Source organism: Castellaniella sp., assembly GCF_041677825.1.
Lineage (GTDB): Bacteria > Pseudomonadota > Gammaproteobacteria > Burkholderiales > Burkholderiaceae_B > Castellaniella.
Genome location: NZ_JBAYPG010000002.1, coordinates 1 through 23,277, shown reverse-complemented (window position 1 = coordinate 23,277; position 23,277 = coordinate 1). Strand labels below are relative to the sequence as shown.

Below are 23,277 nucleotides of genomic sequence, written 5' to 3'. Positions count from 1 at the left end.
TGCCGGTCGGTCACATGGTGTCGGTCAGGGCGTGAGGCTGCCCAGCTCCGGGGCTTGCGGCGCCACTGTGGTGCTGCGCAAGGCGGGCGCGATGATCGAAGGCAGGGCAGGGATGGTCTTGCCACCCAGCTGCAGCGATCGGCTGAACGTATTGCGGGCGGCCCAATGTGGATCCTGCAGTGCTTCCTGCAGCGTCAGCACGATCGAGCAGCAGACGTCCATGCCCTCGAACGCCTGCATCCACTCGGCGGCATTCTTGCGCGCAATCACTTCTGCAACCGCTGCGCGTGTGGCCGCGGGGTCGCGATGGTCGTCCGCGAGTTCCGGTGGCAGCCCGAGCACGGCGACGAAATTGGCCCAGAAACGATCTTCCAGAGGGGCCGCGGCCAGGTGGCGGTTGTCGAGCGTGCGATAGATCTGATAGCGTGGCGTGCCCCCCGTCACCGTTTCACCACCCGCAACCGGCCAGCGATCCAGGGCGTTGGCATTGCCCAGGGCCCAGTACAGGAAAGGGAAAAGGTTTTCGCCCATGGCGACTTCGATCAGGCAGCCTTCGCCGGTCTGGTCGCGGCGCCGCAGAGCCAGCAGGATGTTGATCAGCGCTGGGTACGCGCCACCCGCGATGTCCGCTGCGAGAATCGGCGGCAGGATCGGTGCGCCCGTGCTGTCCACGCTCAACCCCAGTACGCCGGTCTCGGCCATGTAGTTGAGATCGTGTCCGGCCAGCGTGGCCTTGGGGCCGGTACTGCCCCAGCCATTGATGGAGCAGTAGATGATGTCGGGATTCAGGGCCCGGACATCGTCATGGGCGAGCCCAAGCCGGGCCATCACGCCGGGGCGGAACTGTTCGATGATGACGTCTGCCTGTTCCAGCAGCGGCCGCAGCCGGGCCATGGCATCGGCGTCCTTGATGTTCAGGCTCAGGCTTTCCTTGCCGCGGTTCAGCATGCCGAAATTGATTCCTTCGTTCTGCACGGACGGCTGGTACAGGCGCATTTCATCGCCGGTGGGTGGGCGCTCGATCTTGATCACCCGCGCGCCGGCATCGGCGAGGAACAGGGTGGCCATGGGGCCGGGCAGCAGGGTGCTGAAATCAAGGACGAGAATATCGTTCAGTGGCGACATATGGTGATCCGGTTGAGTGGTGGGTTGTTGTGTGCCAGGGCAGGCGCTTGCGTCTGCGGCGCTGGGTCGACGAAGGTATGTTCAGCTGGGTCCGGTATTTGGCCACGGTGCGGCGTGCGATCTGGATCCCTTCGCCTTGCAGCAGATCGACGATCGCGTCATCGGACAGCACCGATTCATGGCTTTCACCGGACACCAGGTCGCGGATGCGATGCCGGATGGCGCTTGCCGCGATGTCCTGTTCACCATTTGCAGCCTGCAGGCTGTCGGAGAAGAAGTGCCTGAAGGGCACCAGGCCTTGGGGGCACTGCATGTATTTATTGGCGATGCCACGGCTTATGGTGGATTCATGCAGCCCCAGCACGCGTGCGATGTCCTTCTGCAGCAGTGGCCTGAGATGGCCGTCGCCGTGCAATAGATAGTCCACCTGGTTGCGCACGATTTCGGTGGCGATGCGCAGGGTGGTCTGTATCCGTTGGTCGAGATGATGGATCAGGCTGTTGGCCTGGCGCAGGCACGTCTGCAGGAAATCCCGGTCGCAATCGGCCCGCAGGCTGGCGTCGAGCTCGGTGAAATACGTGCGGTCGATCAGCAGTCTCGGCATGAGCGCCGGATTGTACTCTACGGACACCCGGCCTCCGGGGCCCGTGCAGACCAGAATGTCCGGCAGGGCGGGCTGGATGGGTTCGAAATTGAAACGATTGCCGGGCCGGGGATCCAGGGTACGCAGGATCGCGATCAGATCGCTCAATTGCGCGACGGTCACCTCGCAGCGCCGCGCGAGCCGCTCGACATCGCCACGTTCGATGAGTTCGAGGTTGGCCAGCAGGGTTTGCAAGGCGGGTGACAACCGGCCCTGGTCCAGCAATTGCAAGGTCATGCATTCTGCCAGGCAGCGTGCCCCGACGCCCGCTGGATCGAGGGCCTGCACCAGGTGCAGGGCTCGATCGAAGCTTCCGGCAGGTAGATCCAGGAGGGCGGCCAGATCGTCCGGCGCACAGCGCAAATAGCCGTCGGGCTCGAGCGAGTCGATCAGATACCGCGCCAGCACGCATTGATCGTCCGGGATCCTGAGCAAGGCGAGCTGCAGGTGCAGATGGTCCCGCAAGGTGGTCCGGGCGCTGACGAACTCGGCCACGGATTGCAGATCGGCCGTGGCACCGCCCTGTCCTGGCAATCGATCGGCGTATGGGCGTGCCGGAGGCCGTGCGGGCAGTACATGCGCGCTCGTGCCTGTGGGTTCCGTCGAGTCCTGTTGCAGCAGAGGGTTGCCATCCAGCTGCTCCTGGAGGAACGCATCGAGTTCTTCCTGCCCGTATCCAAGGATTTCTATGGCCTGGATGGACTGCTGGGTGATGGCCAGTGATGGCCGGATCTGCTGGGCTGCCCCCAGTTCGATTTTCATGTTCGGTTGCCCTCCGTGGATGACACCTGGCTGCCGGACAACGATCAGGCCGCTTTGCCTGTATGGCTGCGGCCCGTTTACAGGACGGTTCGTCCGGCAGACCTGATTCTCCAATCATAGGCTGTACGCAATTTCCGTGCCAAACAGCATGGTTAGGTCCTTTTTGTATCGATTGCGTACGGTATTCGTTCATTTTGGTGGCTGAATTGACATGGTGTCCGCAAAAAAGACAAAATGCATCCATTGCGGGGGGCCTCCCGGCGGGCGACACGGGTACTTGCAGTTGACACGGGCGCTGCAGCTGGCATGTGAACGCTGCAGCTGGCATGTGGATGCTGCGGGGCCACTCCCAACAGGAGCAAAGCATGAGCATGGATTCATCTGCAGAAATGCAGCACGATGGCATCCTGGGGATTGCCGTCATCGATCCCGATGGCAGGCTTCAGAGCCATGCGGGTGTCGCATCGCAGGCGCGCCTGCGGGCATTGCTGCTCGATGCGGCATGGCTGCAAGAGGCCGTCCAGAGGCGCCTGCAGATCGTCACTTTCACCGACATACGCTATACGGCCATCGTGACCCGCTTCGCGCAGGGTGTGCTGGTGGTGTTTTTCGGGGATCAGGGCGAGACGGTCCTGCGCTTCCTGCTGGGGGTCCCGTTTGCTTTCGACATCATCGAGCACCTGCTGCTGGATCCGTTCGATGGCATGGCCATCATCGATGCCCATGAGCGCCTGGTGTTCGTATCCCCCATTCACGAAAAATTCTTCGGCTTGAAAGAAGGTGAAGGTGTAGGGAAAAAGGTCACCGATGTAATCGAAAACACGCGCCTGAACCACGTTGTGCGCACCGGGGTCGCCGAAGTGGGGCAGATTCAGCGCATGCGTGGCGGCGAGCGCGTCGTGTCGCGCCATCCCATCCGGCATCAAGGCAGGGTGGTCGGGGCGATCGGGCGGGTGATGTTCAAGGGTCCGCAACAGGTCGAGGCCCTGGCGCGGCGCATCAATGTGCTCGAAGAAGAGATCGAGACCTACCGCACCGAGGCACGCAAGAATCGCCAGAAAGAATCGTGCCTCGATGCGATCATCGGACACAGCCCAGCCATCATGCGGTTGCGCGACCAGATCCGCAAGATTGCGCCGCTGGACATCCCGGTGCTGATCCAGGGTGAAAGCGGGACAGGCAAGGAACTGGTCGCCCAGGCCCTGCACATGCTCAGTTCGCGCAGTCCAGAGCGCCTGGTCACGGTCAATGCCGCCGCCCTGCCGGCCCAGCTGGTCGAAAGTGAACTGTTCGGCTATGCCCCGGGTTCATTCACCGGGGCCGATCAAAAGGGCCGCGCCGGGAAATTCGAGCAGGCAGATCGGGGCACGTTGTTTCTCGATGAAATCGGCGATATGCCTCTCGAGGTTCAGGCCAAGCTGCTGCGCGTTCTGCAAGACCGCATCGTCGAACGCGTGGGCAGTGCCAGCCCGAGAAAGATCGATTTCCGGCTCTGCTCGGCGACCAACCGTGATCTTGAAGAGTTCGTCGAGCTTGGGCGCTTCCGCCTCGATCTGTTCTATCGCATCAGCCCGGTGATCATTCATGTCCCGGCGCTGTCTGAACGTCTCGAAGACATTCCGCAGTTGCTGAACCATTTTCTGTCTGAATTTGCGACACAATATGGTCGTGACATGCCCATCGTGGACACCGATGCGCTGGACCATCTCATGGGGCGTGCCTGGCCAGGCAATGTGCGCCAGTTGCGTCATGTGGTCGAACGCGCGTTTGTGTTCTGCGAGGATGGGCGCCTGGGCATCCGGAACTTCGAGGCCACGGCTTCGCAAGCCGATGGTCACGCAGGGCGTACGGCTGGCCTGGCCAGCCTGGGCGACATAGAGGAAGGTGGATTGCGAGACGCCCTGGATCGCTACGAGCGCGAGATCATGGACGAAGCCATGCTGCGATTCAAAGGCAACAAGAAAAGGGTGGCCGAATATCTCGGCATCTCGCGCACCTATCTGTACAAGAAAATGCAGGGCTGAGGCCTGCGGTTTTCAGCGGTTGTCATACGGCGCGTCTCATTCTGGCATGGATCTTGCGGGTACAAGGCTTGTGTCTGTCGGAGGAAGCAAGATGAATGACGCCAATGCCGCAAAGGCGCTGGAACCGGCCCGCCTGCCATGGCAGGACTTGCCGGTGCGGCCCGTGGGCGCGGGGTTTCAGATGTTGTCCGGGTTTGTCGTCCTGGACCTCACGACATCGATTGCCGGCCCGTACGCGACCATGCTGCTGTCGGATTTTGGAGCCGAAGTCATCAAGGTCGAGCGACCCAACGGCGATGACGCCCGCCATTGGGGGCCTCCATTCCTCGAAGGCCATTCCCTGTGGTTCACTGCGGTCAATCGCAACAAGAAGAGCGTGGTTCTGGATCTGGGCTGTGCCGAGGGGCAGGCGCAGTTCCGTGCCCTGTTGCAGCGGGCCGATGTGCTCGTGTGCAACCAGCCGCTGGATGTGCAGCGCAAACTGGGCATCGACCATGAAACGCTCAGGGCGTTGAAAAGCGATCTGGTCTTTGTGTCCATTACGGGGTTCGGCCTTGACGGCGAGCGGGCCGACCTGACCTGCTACGATCTGATCGCAGAAGGGTATTCCGGCATCATGGACATCACTGGCGAAGCCGATGGGCGCCCCCAGAAGATCGGCGCCCCGGCGGCCGACATGCTGGCGGGCCAGGACGCGGCCATGGCGGCCGTGGTGGCCTTGCTCGCGCGTGAGCGCACGGGCGAAGGCGCCAAGATCGACATCAGCCTGGCCGAAAGCATGACGCGGTTTCTGGCCTGCCGGATTTCCAGCTACCTGGGCTCGGGTGAAATTCCTGCGCGTTCGGGGGGTACGGACAGTGTCATTGCCATTTATCAGAGTTTCGAAACCGCCGATGGTCTGCTGTTGAATCTGGGGCTGGGTTCGGATGCCATCTGGAAACGCTTCTGGGCGGCGGTAGGCGACCCGCAGTATGCCGCCCGGCCTGAATTTTCCACGAATGCGAGGCGGCGTGCGCATCGCAGTGAAATCGTGGCCGACATCCAGGCGATCCTGCGCACCCGAACCCGTGCGCAGTGGCTCGAGATCTTCGCGAACAGTCGGGTTCCGGCCGGGCCGATCAACCGGGTCGATGAAACCGCACATGATCTCGCCTTTCAGCAGCGCGGCCTGTTTTTCACGCTGCAGGACGGCACGCAACAGGTGCCCCAGGTGGGCCTGGGGATCCGCATCGATGGCCAGTCGGCGACCCCGCGTGCAGCACCGCCGAGGCTGGGGGAACACACCGCGTCCATACTGGCCACGCTGGCGAAACGCAAGACCGCACAGGGTGAACCCTCATGACCATCCGCAGGCATTCGCACCGTACACGATCACCGATATTCATTGTCACCCGAGAGTCATCATGCGTCCTTTCCTGACCCTGCATGATCCGGCCACCAGCAGGGAATACTATGCGCGGGGCCTTTGGCAGCCTGATACGTTCTACATGCTGATGCGCAGGCATGCGGCGCGAGCGCCGTCGGCGCAAGCCTTGCGCGATGGCAGCAATCAGTTCGACTGGATCAGCCTGAAGGCCCGCGTGGATGCGCTGGCGGATGATTTTCTGGAACGCGGCCTGGTGGCGGGGGATCGCGTGTCGCTCTGGATGTCGAACCGGGTCGAGGCCGTCATTGCCTTTCTGGCCTGTTCGCGCATTGGCGCAGCGTGCAACCCGTCGTTGCATCGCAGCTACACTTGCGCCGAGATTGTCAGCCTGTTGACAGAACTCCAGTCCTCGGTGCTGATCACTGAAGATGGCTGGGGGGCCGATCGGGCCAGCCAGGACTTCGATGCCATGCTGGCGCGCCTGCCCTTCCTGAAAAAAGTGTATCGGCCACAGGTTTTTCCACTGCACATCACCGGTGTGCATGATCACATGCACGACAACCCGGATTCCGTGGCCTATCTGGCCTTCACTTCGGGCACCACGGGCAAGCCCAAATGTGTCATGCATTCCTCGAACACATTGCTGGCCAATGCACGTGGCCTGGCGCATGACTGGTCACTGTCCGAACACGATGTGATCCTGACGCTCAGCCCCCTTTCGCACCACATCGCCTGGGTCGCTGCGGGGCAGTGGCTGGTCAGTGGGGCCGCGCTGGTACTGGATGATCCGCCCCATGGCATGAGCCGCCTCGACTGGATCATCGAAACCGGAGCCACCTATGTGCTCGGGGTGCCCACCCATGCGATGGATATCCTGGCCGAACAAAAGACGCGCGGCCTGTCGGCCATGGGCGCCGTTCGCGTGTTCTACATGGCCGGCGCGCCCATCCCGGAGATCGTCGCCAGGGCATTTGCCGATCAGGGCATCACGCCGCAGAACATCTACGGGATGACAGAAAACTCCTCGCACCAGTATACGCATCCGGACGATCCCAGGGACGTCTGGATCTCCACCTGTGGGCGCGGGGGGCCGGCCTACGAGGTGCGGATCTGGGACCCGGACCATCCCGAGCACGAACTGCCGGTCGGCCAGACCGGTGAAATAGGGGGGCGGGGTGCGGCACTCATGCTGGGATATTTCGGCAACCAGGAGGCCACCGACCGGGCCTTCAACCGGCGAGGGTTCCTGATGTCGGGCGATCTGGGCTCGCTGGATGCGCAAGGCAATCTGCGCATCGAAGGGCGTGCCAAGGACCTGATCATTCGTGGCGGCCACAATATTTACCCATCGCGAATCGAATCGCTGGCGCTTGCCCATGGCGCGGTCGCCAAGGCGGCGGCCTTCCCGGTGCCCGATGAGCGTCTGGGCGAAAGGGTCTGCCTGGCCGTCATCGGGCAGGTGAGTGCCGAAGACATGCTGGCCCATCTGGCCCGCGAAGGCCTGTCGAAATTCGACATGCCCGAATGGTTCATCGCGCTCGAGTCCCTGCCACTCACGGCCAGCGGAAAAATCCTCAAGCGTACGCTCACCGAGCAGGTCAGGGCCGGGCGCCTTCGTCCCGAGCCTGTACGTTATGTTGTAGACAAAGGATGAACACCCATGGTGAATCTGAACATCATCGAAGAATTTGCCTGCCTGACGCTCGATCGCCCACAGGCCTTGAATGCGCTGTCATTTGCCATTCTGGGCGAGATCCGGGATGCGCTGGATGAGGTTGCCCGCATGTCGGATGTCCGGGCGCTGCTGATTACCGGCGCGGGCAGCAAGGCATTTTGTGCGGGTGCCGACATCAAAGAGCTGCGCCACCGTGATCTGGTGTCGCAGCGCCGGGGTGCCGAACTGGGTCAGGCGATCTTTGCCCGGCTCGATCGCCTGCCGGTGGCCTCGGTGGCCTTGGTGAATGGCTACGCGTTTGGTGGCGGTCTCGAACTGGCGCTGGCGTGCACTTTCCGCCTGTGCACGCCCAATGCGGTGTTCGGCCTGCCGGAAGTCAAGTTGGGCCTGATCCCCGGATATGGCGGTACCCAGCGCCTGCCGCGGCTGGTGGGTGAAGGCCGGGCGCTCGAAATGATCATGACGGGCCGCTCGGTGAAGGCCGATGAGGCCGAACGCATCGGCCTGGTGCAGCGCGTGGTCGATGCCGACGGTCTGCTGGCGGCCGGCATGGCCTACGCGCGCCACTTCACCTGTTACAGCCTGCCAGTACTCGAATTTGCCCGGCGGGCCGTGCAGCGCGGCATGGACCTGCCGATCGAACAAGGGCTGCAGCTCGAAGCCGAGCTGTCGACGCTGGCTTATCGTACCGAAGATGCCGAAGAAGGCATGCGGGCTTTTGAAGAAAAACGCTCACCGGAGTTCAAGGATGGCTGAAGGTTTGTTTATTGTGACGGGCGGGTCCAAGGGGATTGGCCAGGCGATTGCCGCCGAACTGGTCCAGCGGGGCCGGGACGTGGTCTGCCTCTCGCGCTCGGGTGCCGGGCCGGTTGGCCGGCATCTGACGTGCGACATGACCGATGAGGCGGCGGTGCGCGATGCCATTGCAGAAATTGCGGCACAGGGTCCGATTGCAGGCCTGGTCAACAATGCCGGGGTGCACGTGGGGGGTTCGGCGGACACGCTCACGGTTGCCGACTTCAACCGTGCGATGGCGCTGAATGCCACGGCGGTCATGGTGGCCGCCAGGGAAACTTTTCCGTTTCTGCGCGAACATGGCGGTACCATCGTCAATATCGGTTCATTCTTTGACCGCATGGGGGCGCCCGACAATCTGGCCTATTGCGCCTCGAAGGCAGCCGTCGCCGCGATGACCCGCGTCATGGCCGTCGAGTGGGCATGTCACGGCATTGCGGTGGTGAATGTGGCGCCGGGCTACATCGAAACCGACCTGAACCGGGATTTTCTTGCCCGGGAAAAGGTCCGGGCGTGGCTCAAGTCCAGGGTGCCGACCGGGGGGGCGGGCAAGCCCGAAGATGTGGCCCGCCTGGTGGCCGCCATCCTGACCGCAGCCATCCCGTTCCTGACGGGTGAAACCATTTATATCGATGGTGCACAGGGGATCAATCACTGATGAAGCTATTCGAACAACTGGCACGCAGCCGCCGCTGGGATCCCGAAGAGCGGCAAATTCTCGAGCAGGTGCAGCGTGTGGCCGATGAGGTGATCGCGCCAAATGCCGCAGACATCGATCGCACGGGCGAATTTCCCTGGGAAAACGTGCAGGCCCTCAACGAACTGGGCCTGAACATGCTCTTCGTGCCCGAGGCGTACGGGGGGCTGGGCATGTCCTATGCCCTGTACATAGAGGTCGTGTCCATCATTTCAGAAGCCTGCGCATCCACAGGCATCATCTATGCCACGACCTTCCATGGCATGAAGCCCCTGATCCAGTATGGCAGCGACGCGCAGCGTGCCCGGCTGCTGCCGCGCATCGCCGGGGGTGGCCTGGGCGCACTGGCGATCACCGAGCCGTCGGCCGGTTCGGATGCGACGGGCATGAAGACGCGCTTCACGCCCGACGGCGATGACATCATTGTCGATGGTTCGAAGATCTTCATCTCCAATGGCGATGTCGCCGATCTTTATCTGCTGTTCGGAAAATGGTCGACCATCGACGATCCCAGGCGGGCGATTTCGGTGCTGATCTTCGAGCAGGGCACGCCTGGCTTCGAGGTGGTGTCCAAAGAACGCAAGATGGGGCATAACGGTTCATCCACCTGCGGCCTGTCCTTCTCGGGCTGCCGGGTCCCGCGGGCCAATCTGCTCGGTGAGCCGGGTGATGGCCTGGCGATCCTGCTTGCGTCGCTGAACAAGTCCAGGCCGTCGGTGGCTGCCCATGCCCGCGGCATCGCGCGGGCAGCCTTCAAGGATATGGTGGCCTATGGCAACGAGCGCGTGCAAAGCGGCCGGTCCATACTGGGCTTCCAGGGCAATCAGTTCACCCTGGCCGATCTGGCCAGCGAGCTGCTGATGCTCGAGCGCTGGATCGATTACGTGGCCCAGCTGGTCGATGACGGGGTGGACGACATGGGGCTCGAGGCCTCCATCGCCAAGCTGCGGGCTTCCGATCTGGCCATGGCCATGGCATCCGAGTGCGTGCAGTTCCACGGCGGCTATGGCTATTGTCAGGACTATCGCGCCGAGCGCCTGATGCGCGATGCAAAGATCACCCAGATCTGGGAGGGCACCAACCAGATCCACCGGCAACTCATCGGACGGAGCTTTCTGAACAAATGACTGCAATCAAAAAAGTGGCTGTCTGCGGCGCAGGCGGCACCATGGGGGCAGGCATTGCGCTGGTCGCGGCGCGTGCCGGATATGAAACAATCTGTCATGACCAGTCGGCCGAAGGGCTGGCGCGGGCTCGGGTGGCGGCTGGCAAATTCTTCGACAAGGCGGTGCAGCGCGGCCGCCTGTCGTCCGAGGAGGCCGCAGCTGCCCTGGCACGCATGCACGACGAAACCCGGCTCGAGGCGCTGGCTGACTGCGACCTGGTCATCGAGGCCATCTTCGAGGATCTCGAGATCAAGAAACAGCTTCTCGCACAGCTGGATGCGCTGTGCAAGCCAGAGACCCTGTTCGCATCCAACACCTCGACGTTGTCGATTTCCGAAATCGCCGCTGGCTGTGCGCGCCAGGATCGGGTCGTGGGCATGCATTTCTGCCTGCCCGCCCAGGTCATGAAGCTGGTCGAGATGTCGCGTGGGATCCAGACTTCCGATGCGAGCTTCGAGGCTGCCTGGGCCTGGGTCGAGGCCGCCGGGCAGAACCCGGTGCAGACGCAGGACAAACCCGGCTTCATCCTGAACGCGCTGCTCGTGCCCTTCAATAACGATGTGCTGCGCCTGATCGATGAAGGCACGGCCACCCCGGCAGACATCGATACGGCCATCTGCTCGGGGCTGGGCTACAAGATGGGGCCCTGTACGCTGCTCGATCTGGTCGGCATGGATACGCAGCAGCGCCTGGGCGAGGCCTTCTATCCCATCACGCTGGACCCGCGTGCCGCAGTGCCGCCCCTGGTGCGGCGCATGGTGGCGGCCGGCAGGCTGGGCCAGAAATCGGGCCAGGGGCTGCTGGCAGGCACTACCACCGTGCGCGAGCCGGCGCGCGAAAGCCCCGGCTTTCGGGTGGTTCGGCAGGCCGACAGCCGTTCGTTTCCCGAGGGGGACGCCTTCCTCGACCGGGCCGCGTCCGGGCCTGCCGAGGTCACCCTGTGCCTGGGCGGGGCGTACGAGCCCGACCCCACCAGAACGGCGGTGCTGGTCGAGCTCACCACGGAATGCCTGGGCCATCATACTGGCGAGGATTCAGGGCGCGAGGGGTCCAATGTGCTGGGGTTCGCGCGCTACCGCAATGGCAGCGATGCGCCGTCCAGGCTGGTGGAAATCGTGCGCCAGCCGCATACGGATGGCCGGGCGCTCGAAGCGGCGCGCGCGCTGTTCGAAGCGGCCGGGCTGGACACTGTGGTGTGCGCCGATCGGCCGGGCCGGATCATCGACCGGCTGGTACGGCCCAAGTACAATGATGCCCTGCGCTTCCTGGACGAGGGCCTGGCCCTGGCCGAAGACATGGACAAGACCTGCCGCCTGGGGCTGGGCTACCCTGATGGGCCCATCGAGCGGGTCACCCGTGGGGGGCTGGCCTGGCACCACGACGTCAGCATCGCAATCTGGCGCATGACGGGCCAGGCGGCCTACAGGCCCGCACGCAGGGCTGTAGTGGCGCACGATCGCGCGTCGAAACAATCTTGACAGGAGAAAGACCTATGCGCAGCTATCGGGTTCACGCATTTGGCGAGCCCTCATCCATGGTGATCGACGAGCTCGATGATCTGGCACCGGGCAATGACGAGGTCCTGGTGGACGTCGAGGCGATCGGCCTGAATTTTCCCGACGTGCTGGTGGTGCGGGGCCAGTACCAGTTCCTGAAGCCGCTGCCCTTCACCCCGGGCAAGGATCTGGCAGGCGTGGTACGTGCGGTGGGCTCGGCCGTGCAGGGGATCCGGCCTGGCGATCGGGTGTTGAGTCATGTCGAATCAGGGGCGTATGCCGAACAGGCTCTCGCCCTGTCCGGGCAGACGTATGTCCTGCCGGATGACATGTCTTTTTCAGAAGCGGCGGCCATGGGGCTGGTCTATCAGACCGCGTACTTCGCCCTGGTCGAACGGGCCCGGCTGGCATCGGGGGAAACCGTGCTGGTGGGTGGTGCCGCGGGCGGGATCGGGCTGGCCGCGGTCCAGGTGGCCAAAGGCCTGGGGGCCACGGTGGTTGCAGGGGTGCGCGGCGACGAAGAGGCCGCCCTGGCGCGCGAATCGGGTGCCGACTACACGATTGATCTGTCGGGTGGCAACCTGCGCGACGGCATTCGTGACCAGATCCGCGCCCTGCCGCTCGAAAAGGGTGGGGTCGACATCGTGATCGATCCCCTCGGGGCTGATTTCTTTGCGGGCGCCATTCGTGCCCTGGCCTGGTGCGGCCGCCTGGTGGTGATTGGTTTTGCCGCCGGCGAGATCCCCACCATCAAGGTCAATTACCTGCTCGTCAAGAACATCGCTGTGCTCGGCATCCAATGGAGCGACTATCGCGACTACACGCCCGAGCGGGTCCACGAGGCCCAGCAAGCCCTGTTCGAATTGTGGCGTCAGGGCAAGGTGCGGCCGCACATCGCGCGCAGCGTGGGCTTCGAAGCCCTGCCCGAGGCACTATCGCTGGTCGGGCAGGGCAAGGTCCGTGGCAAGGCGGTGGTCACCGTGCGCCAGGCGTCCGCATGAGCGCGGCCGTGCAGGCGCTGGCCCGCGATGTGATCGTCGCAGTCGTGGGGGCCGGTACCATGGGGGCCGGCATTGCGCAGGTGGCCGCGGCCGCGGGCCACAGGGTGCGCCTTGCGGACGCCAGCCACGAGGCGGCGCAGGCCGCACACGCGCGCATTCGAGCGGCACTCGAATCCCGTGTGGCCCGTGGCAGGATGGACTCCAGCGCCTGCGTGGCGCTGCTCGAGCGTATCGAAGTCGCGCCTGGCATCGACCAGCTGGGCCGCGCCGGGCTGGTGATCGAGGCCATTTTCGAGGATCTGCAGGCCAAGCAGGCGCTGTTTCGCCAGCTCGAAGCGACCATGGCGCCAGAGGCCATTTTCGCGACCAATACCTCGTCGGTGTCGGTCACGGCCATCGCGTCCGTGCTCGAGCACCCGGAACGGCTGGTGGGCATGCATTTCTTCAACCCGGCCCCCGTGATGAAGCTGGTCGAGGTGATCAGCGGGTTGCAGACCGCGCCGTCGGTGGCCGACACCATCCATGCCACGGCGCTGTCCTGGCAAAAAAAGCCGGTGCACGCACGCTCCACGCCGGGTTTCATCGTCAATCGCGTGGCCCGGCCGTTTTATGCCGAAGCCCTGCGGGTGGTCGAAGAAGGGGCGGCGCGCCCCGAGCAGGTCGATGTCCTGCTGACCGCTGGTGCCGGTTTCAGAATGGGTCCGTTTCGCCTCATGGACCTGATTGGCAATGATGTCAATCTGGCCGTGACGCGTTCGACGTTCCAGGCCTATTTCAACGACCCGCGCTATCGGCCTTCGCTGCTGCAGGCTGAACTGGTGGCTGCGGGGCGCCTGGGCCGCAAGACCGGGCGCGGTTTCTATGACGACGCGCAGCCAGTGGCCAGCCCGCCGCCACTCGCACCGGCGCCTCTTCGTCAGCCGGTGCAGGTGTCGGGCAGGCTGGCGCCCATTGCCGGCCTGCTGGGGCGGATGACATCGCTGGGGATCGAATGCCACGTGAGCGAATCAGACGCGCCGGCCATTATCCGGTATGGCCGCGCGGCGCTTCAAATGACCCATGGCCTGCCAGCCAGCCTGCTGGATCGGGGCGCCGATCATGGCTGGGTCGTTTTCGATCTGGCCGATGACTACGGCACTGTCACGGATCTTGGCATTGCCATCCAGGATGGCGCGCCAGCCGCCGTCGCTGCAGATGCCCAGGCACTGCTGGCGGGCCTGGGCATCCGTGCGCACGTGCTGGATGATACGCCGGGCCTGGTGGTGGCGCGGACGCTGGCAATGCTGGCCAATGAGGCCGCCGAAGCCTGGCTGGCGGGGATCGCCACCGCGCAGGGCATCGACGATGCCATGCGGTTTGGCGTCAATTACCCGCGTGGCCCCTTCGAGTGGGCCGAGCGCATGGGGGCCCGTTACTTTGTCGACGTGCTCGATGGCTTGTGCGCCAGCTACGGCGATGCACGCTACCGGGTATCGGTCAAACTGCGGCGCATGGCCGCGTCTCGCGTCTAGGCACAGGGGGCGCCCATGAAACATCCCGACCTGCCGGTGCATGAGGTCCATGCCATCCGGTATGCGCGTCATGAGCGTACTGCTCGCGACAACTTCGTGGGTGGCGACCCGCATGAAAACCACGCCATGCCCATGGATTATTTCGTCTGGGTGGTGCGTGGCCCCGAGCGGGTCCTTGTGGTGGATACGGGCTTCAATGCCCGGGTGGCTGCAGCCCGCGGCCGCGAATTCCTGCGCTGCCCCGTGGCCTCGCTGGCGCTGCTGGGCATCGAGCCACAGACGGTCGAAGATGTGGTGATCACGCACTTGCATTATGACCACGTGGGCAATTTCGATCGCTTCCCCAGCGCGCGCTTTCACGTACAGGATCGCGAAGTCAGCTTTGCAACCGGGCGGCACATGCGTCATGCCAGCTTGCGGGCGGCATACGAGGCGCATGACGTAGCAGAATTCGTGTTGCGCGTCTTCGAGGAGCGCGTGGTCTTTCACGATGGCGACGAGACCCTGTACCCCGGTATTTCGCTGCACTGGGTCGGCGGCCACACGGCCGGCCTGCAGGTGGTGCGGGTGCATACCCGCAAGGGCTGGCTGGTGCTGGCTTCGGATGCCTCGCACTATTACGCCAACATGGAAGGCCGGCGCCCGTTTCCCATTGTCTACAACGTAGGCGAGATGCTCGAGGGCCACGAAAAGGTGTATCGCCTGGCTGATTCTGCCGATCTGGTGATTCCGGGGCATGACCCCGCCGTGATGGCACGGTTTCCCGCGGCATCTGCTGAACTGGCCGGCATCATCGCCCGGCTCGATTGATCGTCATTGCCACTTCATTACTCAAAGGAGCCAGTCGTATGGGCAAAGATGCAGAAAACGAACTCGAAAGCCTCTTTCAAAAGGGCCTGGACATGCGCCGTGAAGTTCTCGGCCCGGACTATGTCGACGGCTCGCTGCAAAAAGCCAATGATTTCATGATGAGTTTCCAGCACATCACCACCGAGTGGTGCTGGGGCTACGCCTGGAATCGTCCGGGGCTGGAGCGCAGGATCCGCAGCATGCTCAATCTGGCCATGCTCACGGCCCTGAACCGCCCCAATGAACTGCGCCTGCACGTCAAGGGGGCGTTGCGCAATGGCGTGACGGTCGATGAGATCCGTGAAGTGCTGCTGCAGGCAACCGTTTACTGCGGCATCCCGGCAGGGCTCGATGCGTTCAAGTCGGCCAACCAGGTCCTCGAAGAGGAAGGCGCGTTTGAAGCAGGGCAGGGCTGAGATCATGGTCCAGAAGACCTACGAGACCATCGGCTTCATCGGTACCGGGCACATGGGGGCGCCCATGGCCAGTTGCCTGCATCGGGCAGGCCATGCCCTGGTCCTGCTCGATGCCGATCGCCAGGCGGCGCAGCGGCTGGCTTGCGAACTGGGTGGGTCTGTCCGGGTGGCCACGACCGGTGCCGAACTGGCTGCCGATTGCGATCTGGTCATCACCATGCTGCCGACCAGCGCCATCGTGCGCGCCGTGCTGTCCGGAGACGAGGGCGTGCTGTCCGGCCTGCGCCCCGGCACGCCCGTGCTGGACATGACCTCTGGCATACCGCACGAAACCCAGCGCCTCTCGGGCGAGGTCGAACGTGCCGGGGGCATCCTGCTGGATGCGCCGGTATCGGGCGGCGTGGCGCGTGCCCGGGCCGGTGAACTCACCATCATGGTGGGCGGGGCTGCCGCCTGGGTCGAGGCGGTCCATCCCGTATTGGCGGCCATGGGTACGCAGGTCCTGCATGTCGGAGCCACAGGCTCGGGGCATGCCATGAAGGCCTTGAACAACCTGGTATCGGCGGGCGGCTTTCTGATCGGGATCGAGGCGCTCATGATAGGCCAGCGCTTCGGCCTGGATCCGGGTGCGATGGTGGATGTCCTCAATGCGTCCACCGGCATGAACAACTCGACGCAGAAGAAATTCAGGCAGTATGTGCTGTCCAGATCGTTTGCGTCCGGGTTTGGCCTGGACCTGATGGTCAAGGATCTCACCATTGCCCTGTCGATTGCGACGGCAGAAGGCACCCCGGCGCCATTCTCGGCCTTGTGCCGCGAGTTGTGGGCGAGTGGGGCCGGCATGTTGGGCCCCGGGCAGGATCACACGGCCATCGCCCGGCTGGTCGAGGCGCTGGCGCATACCGAACTCGGGGTGGCCAGCCAGGTCGACACATGAGCCCGCTGTAGCCCGGCGCATCGACACATGGGCCCGCCGTGGCCCGGCTGCCCGGGCTCAGGCGATGGAGCCCAGGGCCGATGCCTTGCCGCCGGATATTCTGTGGGCGATCATCTGCAGGGGCCGTTCGAGCGCCTGCACATGGGGTGATCTGCCCAGGCTCAGGCGCAGTGCATGCGGGACGGCGCCCTCGCCGATCAGGAAGTGCGATGCCGGCGAGACCTGGATGCCTTCGCGGTAGAGTTCGGCACTCAGGTCATCGGGCCGGATCTGGCCGGTATCGACCCATATGTGGTAGCTTGAGGTCTCGTCTGCCGTATGCAATGACGCGCCCAGGATGCGTCGTGCCAGGGCCATGCGCCGGCGAGCTTCATCCCGGTGCCGAACCACGCACTGCTGGGCCCGCCCGGACTCCACCAGCCGGGTGGCGAAACCCATCTGCAATGTGGGTGCGGTCCAGCCCAGATTGAACAGAGCATCACGCAGCCGTGGCATCCAGTGGCTACCAGCGGCCAGGTACCCAACGCGTAAGCCGGCCGCAATGGTCTTTGACAGGCTTGTGACCAGTATGGTCTGGTCAGGTGACTGCGTCATCAGCGGGGGTGGCGCGTCATCACCACCCAGCAACCCGTAGATGTCATCTTCGATGATCGGGAGATTGGCAGACTTCGCGACTCGGCAGAGCATGGCTCGATTGGCGGTGGAATAGGTGGCCGTCGTGGGGTTGTGCATGATGGGCGTACACACGATGGCCTTTGGCGCATGTGCCCGCAGCGCCTTGCGCAGATCGTCGAGGCACAGCCCTTCGCTGTCGAGACGGATCCCGATCAGGCGGATGCGCAGCATTTGGCTGATACGCCGCAGGCCGGTGTAATTCAATTGCTCGCACAGCACGGTGTCGCCTGGTTGGGTAAGTGCCGACAGGCATGCCAGCAGCGCCTCGTGGGCGCCCTGGGTGACCAGGATGTTGCCGGGCGCCACGGCCAGGCGGCGCAGTGCCAGCCACTGGCGGGCCGCCTGCCGATGGCGCTGGTCGCCAGGGATGGGATCGTAATCGAAGCAGTTCGCGTACCGGCCGTCTCGCGCCAGCTCATGGAGATTGTCGCGCAGGATGTCGTGCACCAGCGATGCAGGGGGGGCATTCAGGGATAGATCACGCGCAGAGTCGGCCAGTACGCCCGCGGCGCCTGGGCCGCCCTCTGCCGGCATGGCGGCTGGTATGTGGGCGATGAATGTGCCGCTGCCACGCTTGGTGTGGATCAGCCGCTGATGCGTAGCCCGTTCAATCGCCCTGGTGAGCGTGGCGATGGTGACCCCCAGGTAGCGCGCAATGTCGCGCTGTGGCGGCAGACGCAGGCCAGGAGGCAGGTCGCCCCCTGCCATCCCGTCACGGATGGCCTGGGTGATGGCGATATATTTTGGCGTGCCGTCCAATGCAAGGCGGGGTGCCCAAGTGCCAATGAGCGGTGGCCGTGGCGCATCGGGCGCGGCGGGTGATGATGCAGGGTACGTGCTCTGGTGCCTGGAATCGTTGCCTGTTGACGGCATGGTTGATCGCTTCAAATACTGGTTGATCATCTTGATAATACTATATAGCATCATTAATCAGACCAGTATGCTTTTAGGAGAATGAAATGGTGCAGCCCAGCCTGCAGGCTTTGATCGATGGAGAACTTTACGTGCCCGGGCTGTCAGCCGAGCATGTGGCGCAAGCCTACGGCATTCCAGTCGCCCAGATCGCCAAGCTGGGCTCGGCGGAAAACCCTCATGGGGCCTCGCCCATGGCACAGGCCGCGGTCAAGGCCGCACTGGGGCGCCTGTCCCTGTATCCCGACTGGACGGCACAAGACCTGCGTTTGGCCATCGCCCGAAAGTTCGGCTTCGACCCGGAGGGTGTCGTCTGTGGTTCGGGCGAAACTGAAGTGATTTCCATGGTCATACGGGCCTTTGCCGGCCCTGACGAGGCCGTGCTCATGCATGAACTGTGCTTTCCCCTGTACCGGATTTACACGGCCTGCGAGGGCCGGCGCCCGATTTATGCACCCATGGGCAAGGATTTCACCTTCGAGATGGACGCCTACGTCGCCCTGCTGCAGCGCGAGCGTCCACGGATCGCCTTCCTGACCACTCCCCACAATCCCTCGGGGCGCCTGTTGCCGGATACCGACATCCGGCGCGTGTGTGAATCAGCAGATCCCCGCACACTGGTCGTGCTGGACGAAGCCTACATCCACTACAGCGAAACACCGGGCAGCCTGCACCTGCTGCGCGACTACCCGAACCTGATCGTGCTGCGCACGTTCTCCAAGGCCTACGGTCTGGCCGGTCTGCGGATCGGTTTCGGGATTGCACACAACCCGGCACTGATCGAGCCGCTCAGGCGCATCAAGCCCACCTGGAACATGGGGCAACTACAGATTGCCGGTGGCGTGGCCGGTATCGAGGACAATGCGCACGTCGACCGTGCCGTACAGACCATTTCCACAAGCCGGTCGCACGTGCAGGCCCAGATGGCCTCGATGGACCGCTTCCGCATGGTGCCCGGCTCGCGTTCGAATTTCTTTCTCACCGAGATTCTCGATCCCGACCTGGGGGCCAGCGACGTATTCAACCAATTGCTCGAACATGGCGTCATTGTCAAGGATGGCAATGATATCCAGGGGCTGGGGGATCGATATCTGCGCGTGGATCTGAACCTGCAGGAGCACATGGATCACTTCCTTGGGGCACTGTCGCAAGTGCAGGCACCCAGCCGCGTCTGATGCCGGAGCGTGCGATGGAAAAGCAGGCCATGCTGATCGGCATCGACGTGGGCGGTACATTCACCGACGTGATTGCCTTGGTACCCGCCAACGGGCAGATCGTGGCAAGCTTCAAGGTGCCTTCCACGCCCGATGATCCGGCAGCGGCCGTGATCGACGCCCTGCAGCGCCTGGCGGGCATCCGTTCGTTGCAGGGCGCCACCGTATGCCACGGGACGACCGTGGGCACCAATACGCTGATCCAGCGAAAGGGCGCACGGGTTGGCCTGCTGACTACGGCCGGCTTTACCGACATCATTGAACTGCGGCGCCAGGACCGGCCAACCCTGTACCACCTGGCCGTTCGGGTGTCCGAGCCGCTGGTACCCCATGAGCGGCGTTTCGGGGCAGACGAACGGCTGGATGCGTGCGGCAGGGTCGTCCAGCCGCTGATGGGCGTCGACGCCTTGCTGGACCAGATCCGGTCCTCAGGGGCGGATGCGTTTGCCATCTCGTGCCTGCATGCCTATGCCAATCCCACGCATGAGGTCCGCCTTGCCGAGGCCCTGAAGCAGGCCTTCCCGGGTCGTTTCATTTCAGTGTCGCATGACGTCTGCCCCGAATTTCGCGAATACGAACGCACCAGCACCACGGTCGTCAACGCATACATCGGGCCCGCTGTGCAACGCTATGTGCGCCGATTGGATGAGGAAGCGCACCGAATGGGCATACGCAGCCTGATGGTCGTCAAGTCCAACGGCGGCCTGACCTCGCCGGACAATGCCCAGCGCTATCCAGTGCATCTCATCGAATCCGGTCCTGCAGCCGGCATGATCGCTACACAAGCCTATGCCCGTGCGACCAGGCGGCCCAATCTCATCGCATTCGACATGGGGGGGACGACGGCCAAGGCGGGGGTGATCCATGATTTTCAACCCCGGATCACGGATGAGTTTCGGGCCGATCGTCTCGAAGGCGGTCGCGATGTAGGCGGCTATCCCATTCGCAGCGCCGTGCTCGATATCGTCGAGGTGGGTGCCGGGGGCGGCAGTGTTGCCTGGATCGATCCGGGTGGGGTGCCCAAGGTCGGCCCGGACAGTGCGGGTGCAGATCCAGGGCCAGCCTGCTATGGCAGGGGCGGGGATCTGCCGACCGTGACGGATGCGCACGCGGTGATCGGCACGCTGACCAGCGAAACCTTCGCGGGCACCGGGATCCATTTTTCACGGGATGCGGCAGTCGATGCCATCGAGCGTCATATTGCCCGGCCCATGGGCTGGCCATTGGCCAGGGCGGCACATGCCATTATCGAGATCGCCGTGGCCAACATGACCGAAATGGTGCGCCTGGCCACGGTACGCCGCGGCTATGACCCCCGCGAATTCGCCATTCTGGCCTCGGGGGGCGCCGGTCCGCTGCATGCCGCCCTGGTGGGCGCCGAGGTGGGCGTCCGCGAAGTACTGGTGCCGCCACAGTCGGGGATTTTTTCAGCGCTGGGTGCCGTGCTGGGTGAGGTGCGTCACGATGTGTCAGCCACCCTGCTGACGCCACTCGAGGCGCTCGATCCACAGGCTGTGGCCGATGCCTTCGAGGGCCTGGCGACAAAAGCGGCCGGCTTGCTGGCGGCCGAGTCGGCCGATCCTGCGAATGCGCGTCAACAGCGTTTTGCGGATCTGCGTTTTGTCGGTCAGCTCTTCGAACTGCGCGTACCCCTCGGAGAGGTCGGTGATCCCATGCCATCGGTGGCCACGATCGAGGCGCGCTTTCGTACGGCGTACCGGGGTGCGTTTGGTTTCGATCTGGCGGGTTCGAGGGTTGAACTGGTGAATGTGCACCTGGTGGCCAGCCTGCCCCTGAAGATGCAAGGTGAGCGGCTGTTTGAACCGGCCGTGGCTGTGCCCGATGGCGCTGCGCCGCGCCAGTGCCCGTACATGGATCGTGACGGGCATGTGCAGCCAGTCGCCCTGTATCACGCCCAGGGCTGTGCAGGCCAGTCACTGCAAGGGCCTGCCCTGATCGATCATTCGGGCTCGACCATCTGGGTGCCGCAGGGCACGATCGCCCGGGTGCAGGTCGATGGCAGCGTCGTCTTCAGACTTTCCGCAGGACGAAAACATGGTCTTGAATGAACACACGCGGGCTCGCGGTGCCGAAGCGCCGGAGCCATCCTCGGTGGGTGATGCCGGCACCGAACCTGGTGTGCTGGAACAGGACCCGGTCACGTTCGAAGTGGTCAACAGCGCCCTGCATGCAATCTGTGCCGAAATGAAGAGCATTATCATGCGCACTTCATTCTCGCCGCTGCTCAGCTTGTCTGCTGACCTGTCCTGTGCCGTGCTGGACGTGCATTGCAACGTGATTGCACAGGGGGTCGACATCCCGGTGCACCTTGGCGCAGCTCGATATACAGGCCTGGCAGCCTTGAAATACTACCCTGCGGCATGCTGGCGGGATGGTGACGGCGTCTTGCTCAACGACCCGTACGAAGGGGGAACCCACTTGCCCGACATGTCGCTGCTGACGCCTGTTTTTGCGCACGGCACCCTGGTTGGGTTCGTTCTCAGCCGTATCCACTGGCCCGACATCGGCGGCATTGCCGCCGGAAGCTCGAGCGTATCCGATGAGATCATCAAGGAAGGCCTGCGCATTCCGCCCATCAGAATTCTCGAACAGGGGGTCGTACGTGAGGATGTCCTGCGGATGATCCTGGCCAATGTGCGGGTGCCCAGTGATCGCAAGGGGGATTTTCATGCGGCTCTGGCTGGCCACAGGCGAGCAACCGATCGTGTGCAGGACCTTTGCAGGCGATATGGTGCCGATGTCGTCACACAGGTCATGGCCGATACCCAGATCTACAGTCGGCGGCTGGTCGAAGCGCGGTTATGCAGGCTGCCGGATGCCGAAGTGGTTCGCGAAGAAACCCTGGACAGCGATGGCATTGGCGCGGATACCGCACCACGAATCCGGGTCCGGATCCGCAAGCAGGGTGTGCGCCTGGTCTTTGACTTCACCGGCTCTTCCCCGTGTGTGGCGGGGCCCATCAATGCGCCTCTGCCAGTGACGGCTTCGGCCGTGTTCTATACCGTGCTGAGTTTCCTGGGCGGTGACATTGCGCCCAATTCAGGGGTGTATTCGGGTGTGGAAATCATTGCGCCCGAGCGCTCCATCGTTCATGCGGCTTACCCTCATCCGGTTGTGGCGGCCAATACCGAAACGGCCAACCGATTGGCCGACATGCTGCTGGGTGCCCTGGGTGAAGCCTATCCCGAACTGGCCTGCGCCGGCAGCTATGGTTCGGCCTGCGTCTACACCATGGGCGGCGTGGCGCCTGGCAGCAACAGGCCCTTCGTCCATTATGAAACCATCGGTGGCGGCATGGGCGCCACTGCGGCAGGCCGAGGAATCAGCGGGCATCGGGTGCACATGGGCAACACCATGAATTTGCCGATCGAGGGCATCGAGGCCGGTATGCCCGTGCGTGTCATTGAATACGCCATCGTGCGCGGATCGGGTGGGGCCGGCCATCATCCTGGCGGTGATGGCGTGCGCAAGACCATCGAGGTACTGGTCGATGACGTGCAGGCATCGGTGCTCGGCGAGCGTACCAGAACGCCTGCCGCGGGCTGCGCGGGTGGTGCGCCCGGAGCCCTTGCGGGCTTTTTCATCCAGTCGGCCGATGGCCGCTGCCGCGAGCTCGTTGCCAAGAGCGGCCCCCACCGGCTGATGAATGGGGATCGTCTGGTCATGGTGACCGCAGGCGGCGGAGGCTGGGGGCAGGCCACGCCCTGAAGGGGGCCTGAAGAGGCGCCATCGGGGCGGCAGCGCGGTGTTGCCGGGCACGGGGCCTGGGCCGGCAGCGCGGGCCCCACAGCCCCGCAACAGCCTGGTTTCTGTACCGGCTTCCGAGAGTGAATGCCCCTTGATGAAGCCGTAGGTGGTGGCTGGCCTCAGGCGCTGGTGGCTGGCGCCTGTCTGGTTGCCCGGGCTCAGGCGCTGGTGGCCGGCCCCTGGCCGGCGCTGCGGCGCTGGCGCCAGTGCAGCCACTCGCCGACGATGCCGCGCCGGAATGCCAT

The 23,277-nt window shown here is 63.9% G+C and carries 18 protein-coding genes; 15 read left to right on the top strand and 3 right to left on the bottom strand.

Annotated features, from left to right (window positions below):
• Nucleotides 1-24: 24 nt before the first annotated feature.
• A complete protein-coding gene (locus WCY17_RS01120) occupies nucleotides 25-1,125 on the bottom strand; it encodes a CaiB/BaiF CoA transferase family protein (protein ID WP_372700330.1) in 1,101 nt (366 codons plus the stop codon).
• Nucleotides 1,094-2,530: an RNA polymerase factor sigma-54 gene (rpoN, locus tag WCY17_RS01115; protein ID WP_372700329.1), complete on the bottom strand. Its 1,437-nt coding sequence runs from the start codon at nucleotides 2,528-2,530 to the stop codon at nucleotides 1,094-1,096. Before rpoN ends, WCY17_RS01120 begins: the two co-directional genes overlap by 32 nt.
• Before the next feature lie 365 nt (nucleotides 2,531-2,895).
• On the opposite strand from rpoN, the gene WCY17_RS01110 reads away from it, so the two are divergent.
• From WCY17_RS01110 to WCY17_RS01055, 12 genes are all read left to right on the top strand, one after another.
• Entirely contained in the window at nucleotides 2,896-4,554 is a 1,659-nt protein-coding gene (locus tag WCY17_RS01110; protein ID WP_372700328.1) for a sigma-54 interaction domain-containing protein, read from the top strand.
• A gap of 91 nt (nucleotides 4,555-4,645) precedes the next feature.
• Nucleotides 4,646-5,896: a CaiB/BaiF CoA transferase family protein gene (locus WCY17_RS01105; RefSeq protein ID WP_372700327.1), complete on the top strand. Its 1,251-nt coding sequence runs from the start codon at nucleotides 4,646-4,648 to the stop codon at nucleotides 5,894-5,896.
• A gap of 61 nt (nucleotides 5,897-5,957) precedes the next feature.
• A complete protein-coding gene (locus tag WCY17_RS01100; RefSeq protein ID WP_372700326.1) occupies nucleotides 5,958-7,574 on the top strand; it encodes a class I adenylate-forming enzyme family protein in 1,617 nt (538 codons plus the stop codon).
• 6 nt (nucleotides 7,575-7,580) lie between these two features.
• The gene (locus WCY17_RS01095) at nucleotides 7,581-8,351 is read left to right on the top strand and encodes an enoyl-CoA hydratase/isomerase family protein (protein WP_372700325.1); all 771 of its coding nucleotides are present in this window, start codon (nucleotides 7,581-7,583) and stop codon (nucleotides 8,349-8,351) included.
• Nucleotides 8,344-9,048, top strand: a complete 705-nt coding sequence (locus WCY17_RS01090) for an SDR family NAD(P)-dependent oxidoreductase (RefSeq protein WP_372700324.1) — start codon at nucleotides 8,344-8,346, stop codon at nucleotides 9,046-9,048. Before WCY17_RS01095 ends, WCY17_RS01090 begins: the two co-directional genes overlap by 8 nt.
• Entirely contained in the window at nucleotides 9,048-10,214 is a 1,167-nt protein-coding gene (locus WCY17_RS01085) for an acyl-CoA dehydrogenase family protein (RefSeq protein WP_372700323.1), read from the top strand. Before WCY17_RS01090 ends, WCY17_RS01085 begins: the two co-directional genes overlap by 1 nt.
• Complete coding sequence (locus tag WCY17_RS01080; RefSeq protein WP_372700322.1) at nucleotides 10,211-11,731, top strand: 3-hydroxyacyl-CoA dehydrogenase NAD-binding domain-containing protein; 1,521 nt, start codon at nucleotides 10,211-10,213, stop codon at nucleotides 11,729-11,731. The genes WCY17_RS01085 and WCY17_RS01080 overlap by 4 nt, the downstream gene beginning before the upstream one ends.
• Before the next feature lie 14 nt (nucleotides 11,732-11,745).
• Nucleotides 11,746-12,750 (top strand): NADPH:quinone oxidoreductase family protein, encoded by a 1,005-nt coding sequence (locus WCY17_RS01075; RefSeq protein ID WP_372700321.1) that lies wholly within the window; start codon nucleotides 11,746-11,748, stop codon nucleotides 12,748-12,750.
• Nucleotides 12,747-14,261: a 3-hydroxyacyl-CoA dehydrogenase gene (locus WCY17_RS01070; RefSeq protein WP_372700320.1), complete on the top strand. Its 1,515-nt coding sequence runs from the start codon at nucleotides 12,747-12,749 to the stop codon at nucleotides 14,259-14,261. Before WCY17_RS01075 ends, WCY17_RS01070 begins: the two co-directional genes overlap by 4 nt.
• 15 nt (nucleotides 14,262-14,276) lie before the next feature.
• A complete protein-coding gene (locus WCY17_RS01065) occupies nucleotides 14,277-15,071 on the top strand; it encodes an N-acyl homoserine lactonase family protein (protein ID WP_372700319.1) in 795 nt (264 codons plus the stop codon).
• Nucleotides 15,072-15,109: 38 nt separating this feature from the next.
• Nucleotides 15,110-15,526 (top strand): carboxymuconolactone decarboxylase family protein, encoded by a 417-nt coding sequence (locus WCY17_RS01060; protein WP_372700318.1) that lies wholly within the window; start codon nucleotides 15,110-15,112, stop codon nucleotides 15,524-15,526.
• Nucleotides 15,527-15,530: 4 nt separating this feature from the next.
• Complete coding sequence (locus tag WCY17_RS01055; protein WP_372700317.1) at nucleotides 15,531-16,463, top strand: NAD(P)-dependent oxidoreductase; 933 nt, start codon at nucleotides 15,531-15,533, stop codon at nucleotides 16,461-16,463.
• 57 nt (nucleotides 16,464-16,520) lie between these two features.
• Here WCY17_RS01055 and WCY17_RS01050 read toward each other — a convergent pair whose 3' ends face one another.
• Nucleotides 16,521-18,011: a PLP-dependent aminotransferase family protein gene (locus WCY17_RS01050; RefSeq protein ID WP_372700316.1), complete on the bottom strand. Its 1,491-nt coding sequence runs from the start codon at nucleotides 18,009-18,011 to the stop codon at nucleotides 16,521-16,523.
• An 86-nt stretch (nucleotides 18,012-18,097) separates the two neighbouring features.
• On the opposite strand from WCY17_RS01050, the gene WCY17_RS01045 reads away from it, so the two are divergent.
• From WCY17_RS01045 to WCY17_RS01035, 3 genes are read left to right on the top strand one after another with little or no spacing between them, the layout of a single operon-like run.
• Complete coding sequence (locus WCY17_RS01045; protein ID WP_372700315.1) at nucleotides 18,098-19,225, top strand: histidinol-phosphate transaminase; 1,128 nt, start codon at nucleotides 18,098-18,100, stop codon at nucleotides 19,223-19,225.
• Nucleotides 19,226-19,239: 14 nt separating this feature from the next.
• A complete protein-coding gene (locus WCY17_RS01040) occupies nucleotides 19,240-21,333 on the top strand; it encodes a hydantoinase/oxoprolinase family protein (protein WP_372700314.1) in 2,094 nt (697 codons plus the stop codon).
• Nucleotides 21,326-22,993, top strand: a complete 1,668-nt coding sequence (locus WCY17_RS01035) for a hydantoinase B/oxoprolinase family protein (protein WP_372700313.1) — start codon at nucleotides 21,326-21,328, stop codon at nucleotides 22,991-22,993. Before WCY17_RS01040 ends, WCY17_RS01035 begins: the two co-directional genes overlap by 8 nt.
• Nucleotides 22,994-23,277 lie beyond the last annotated feature (284 nt).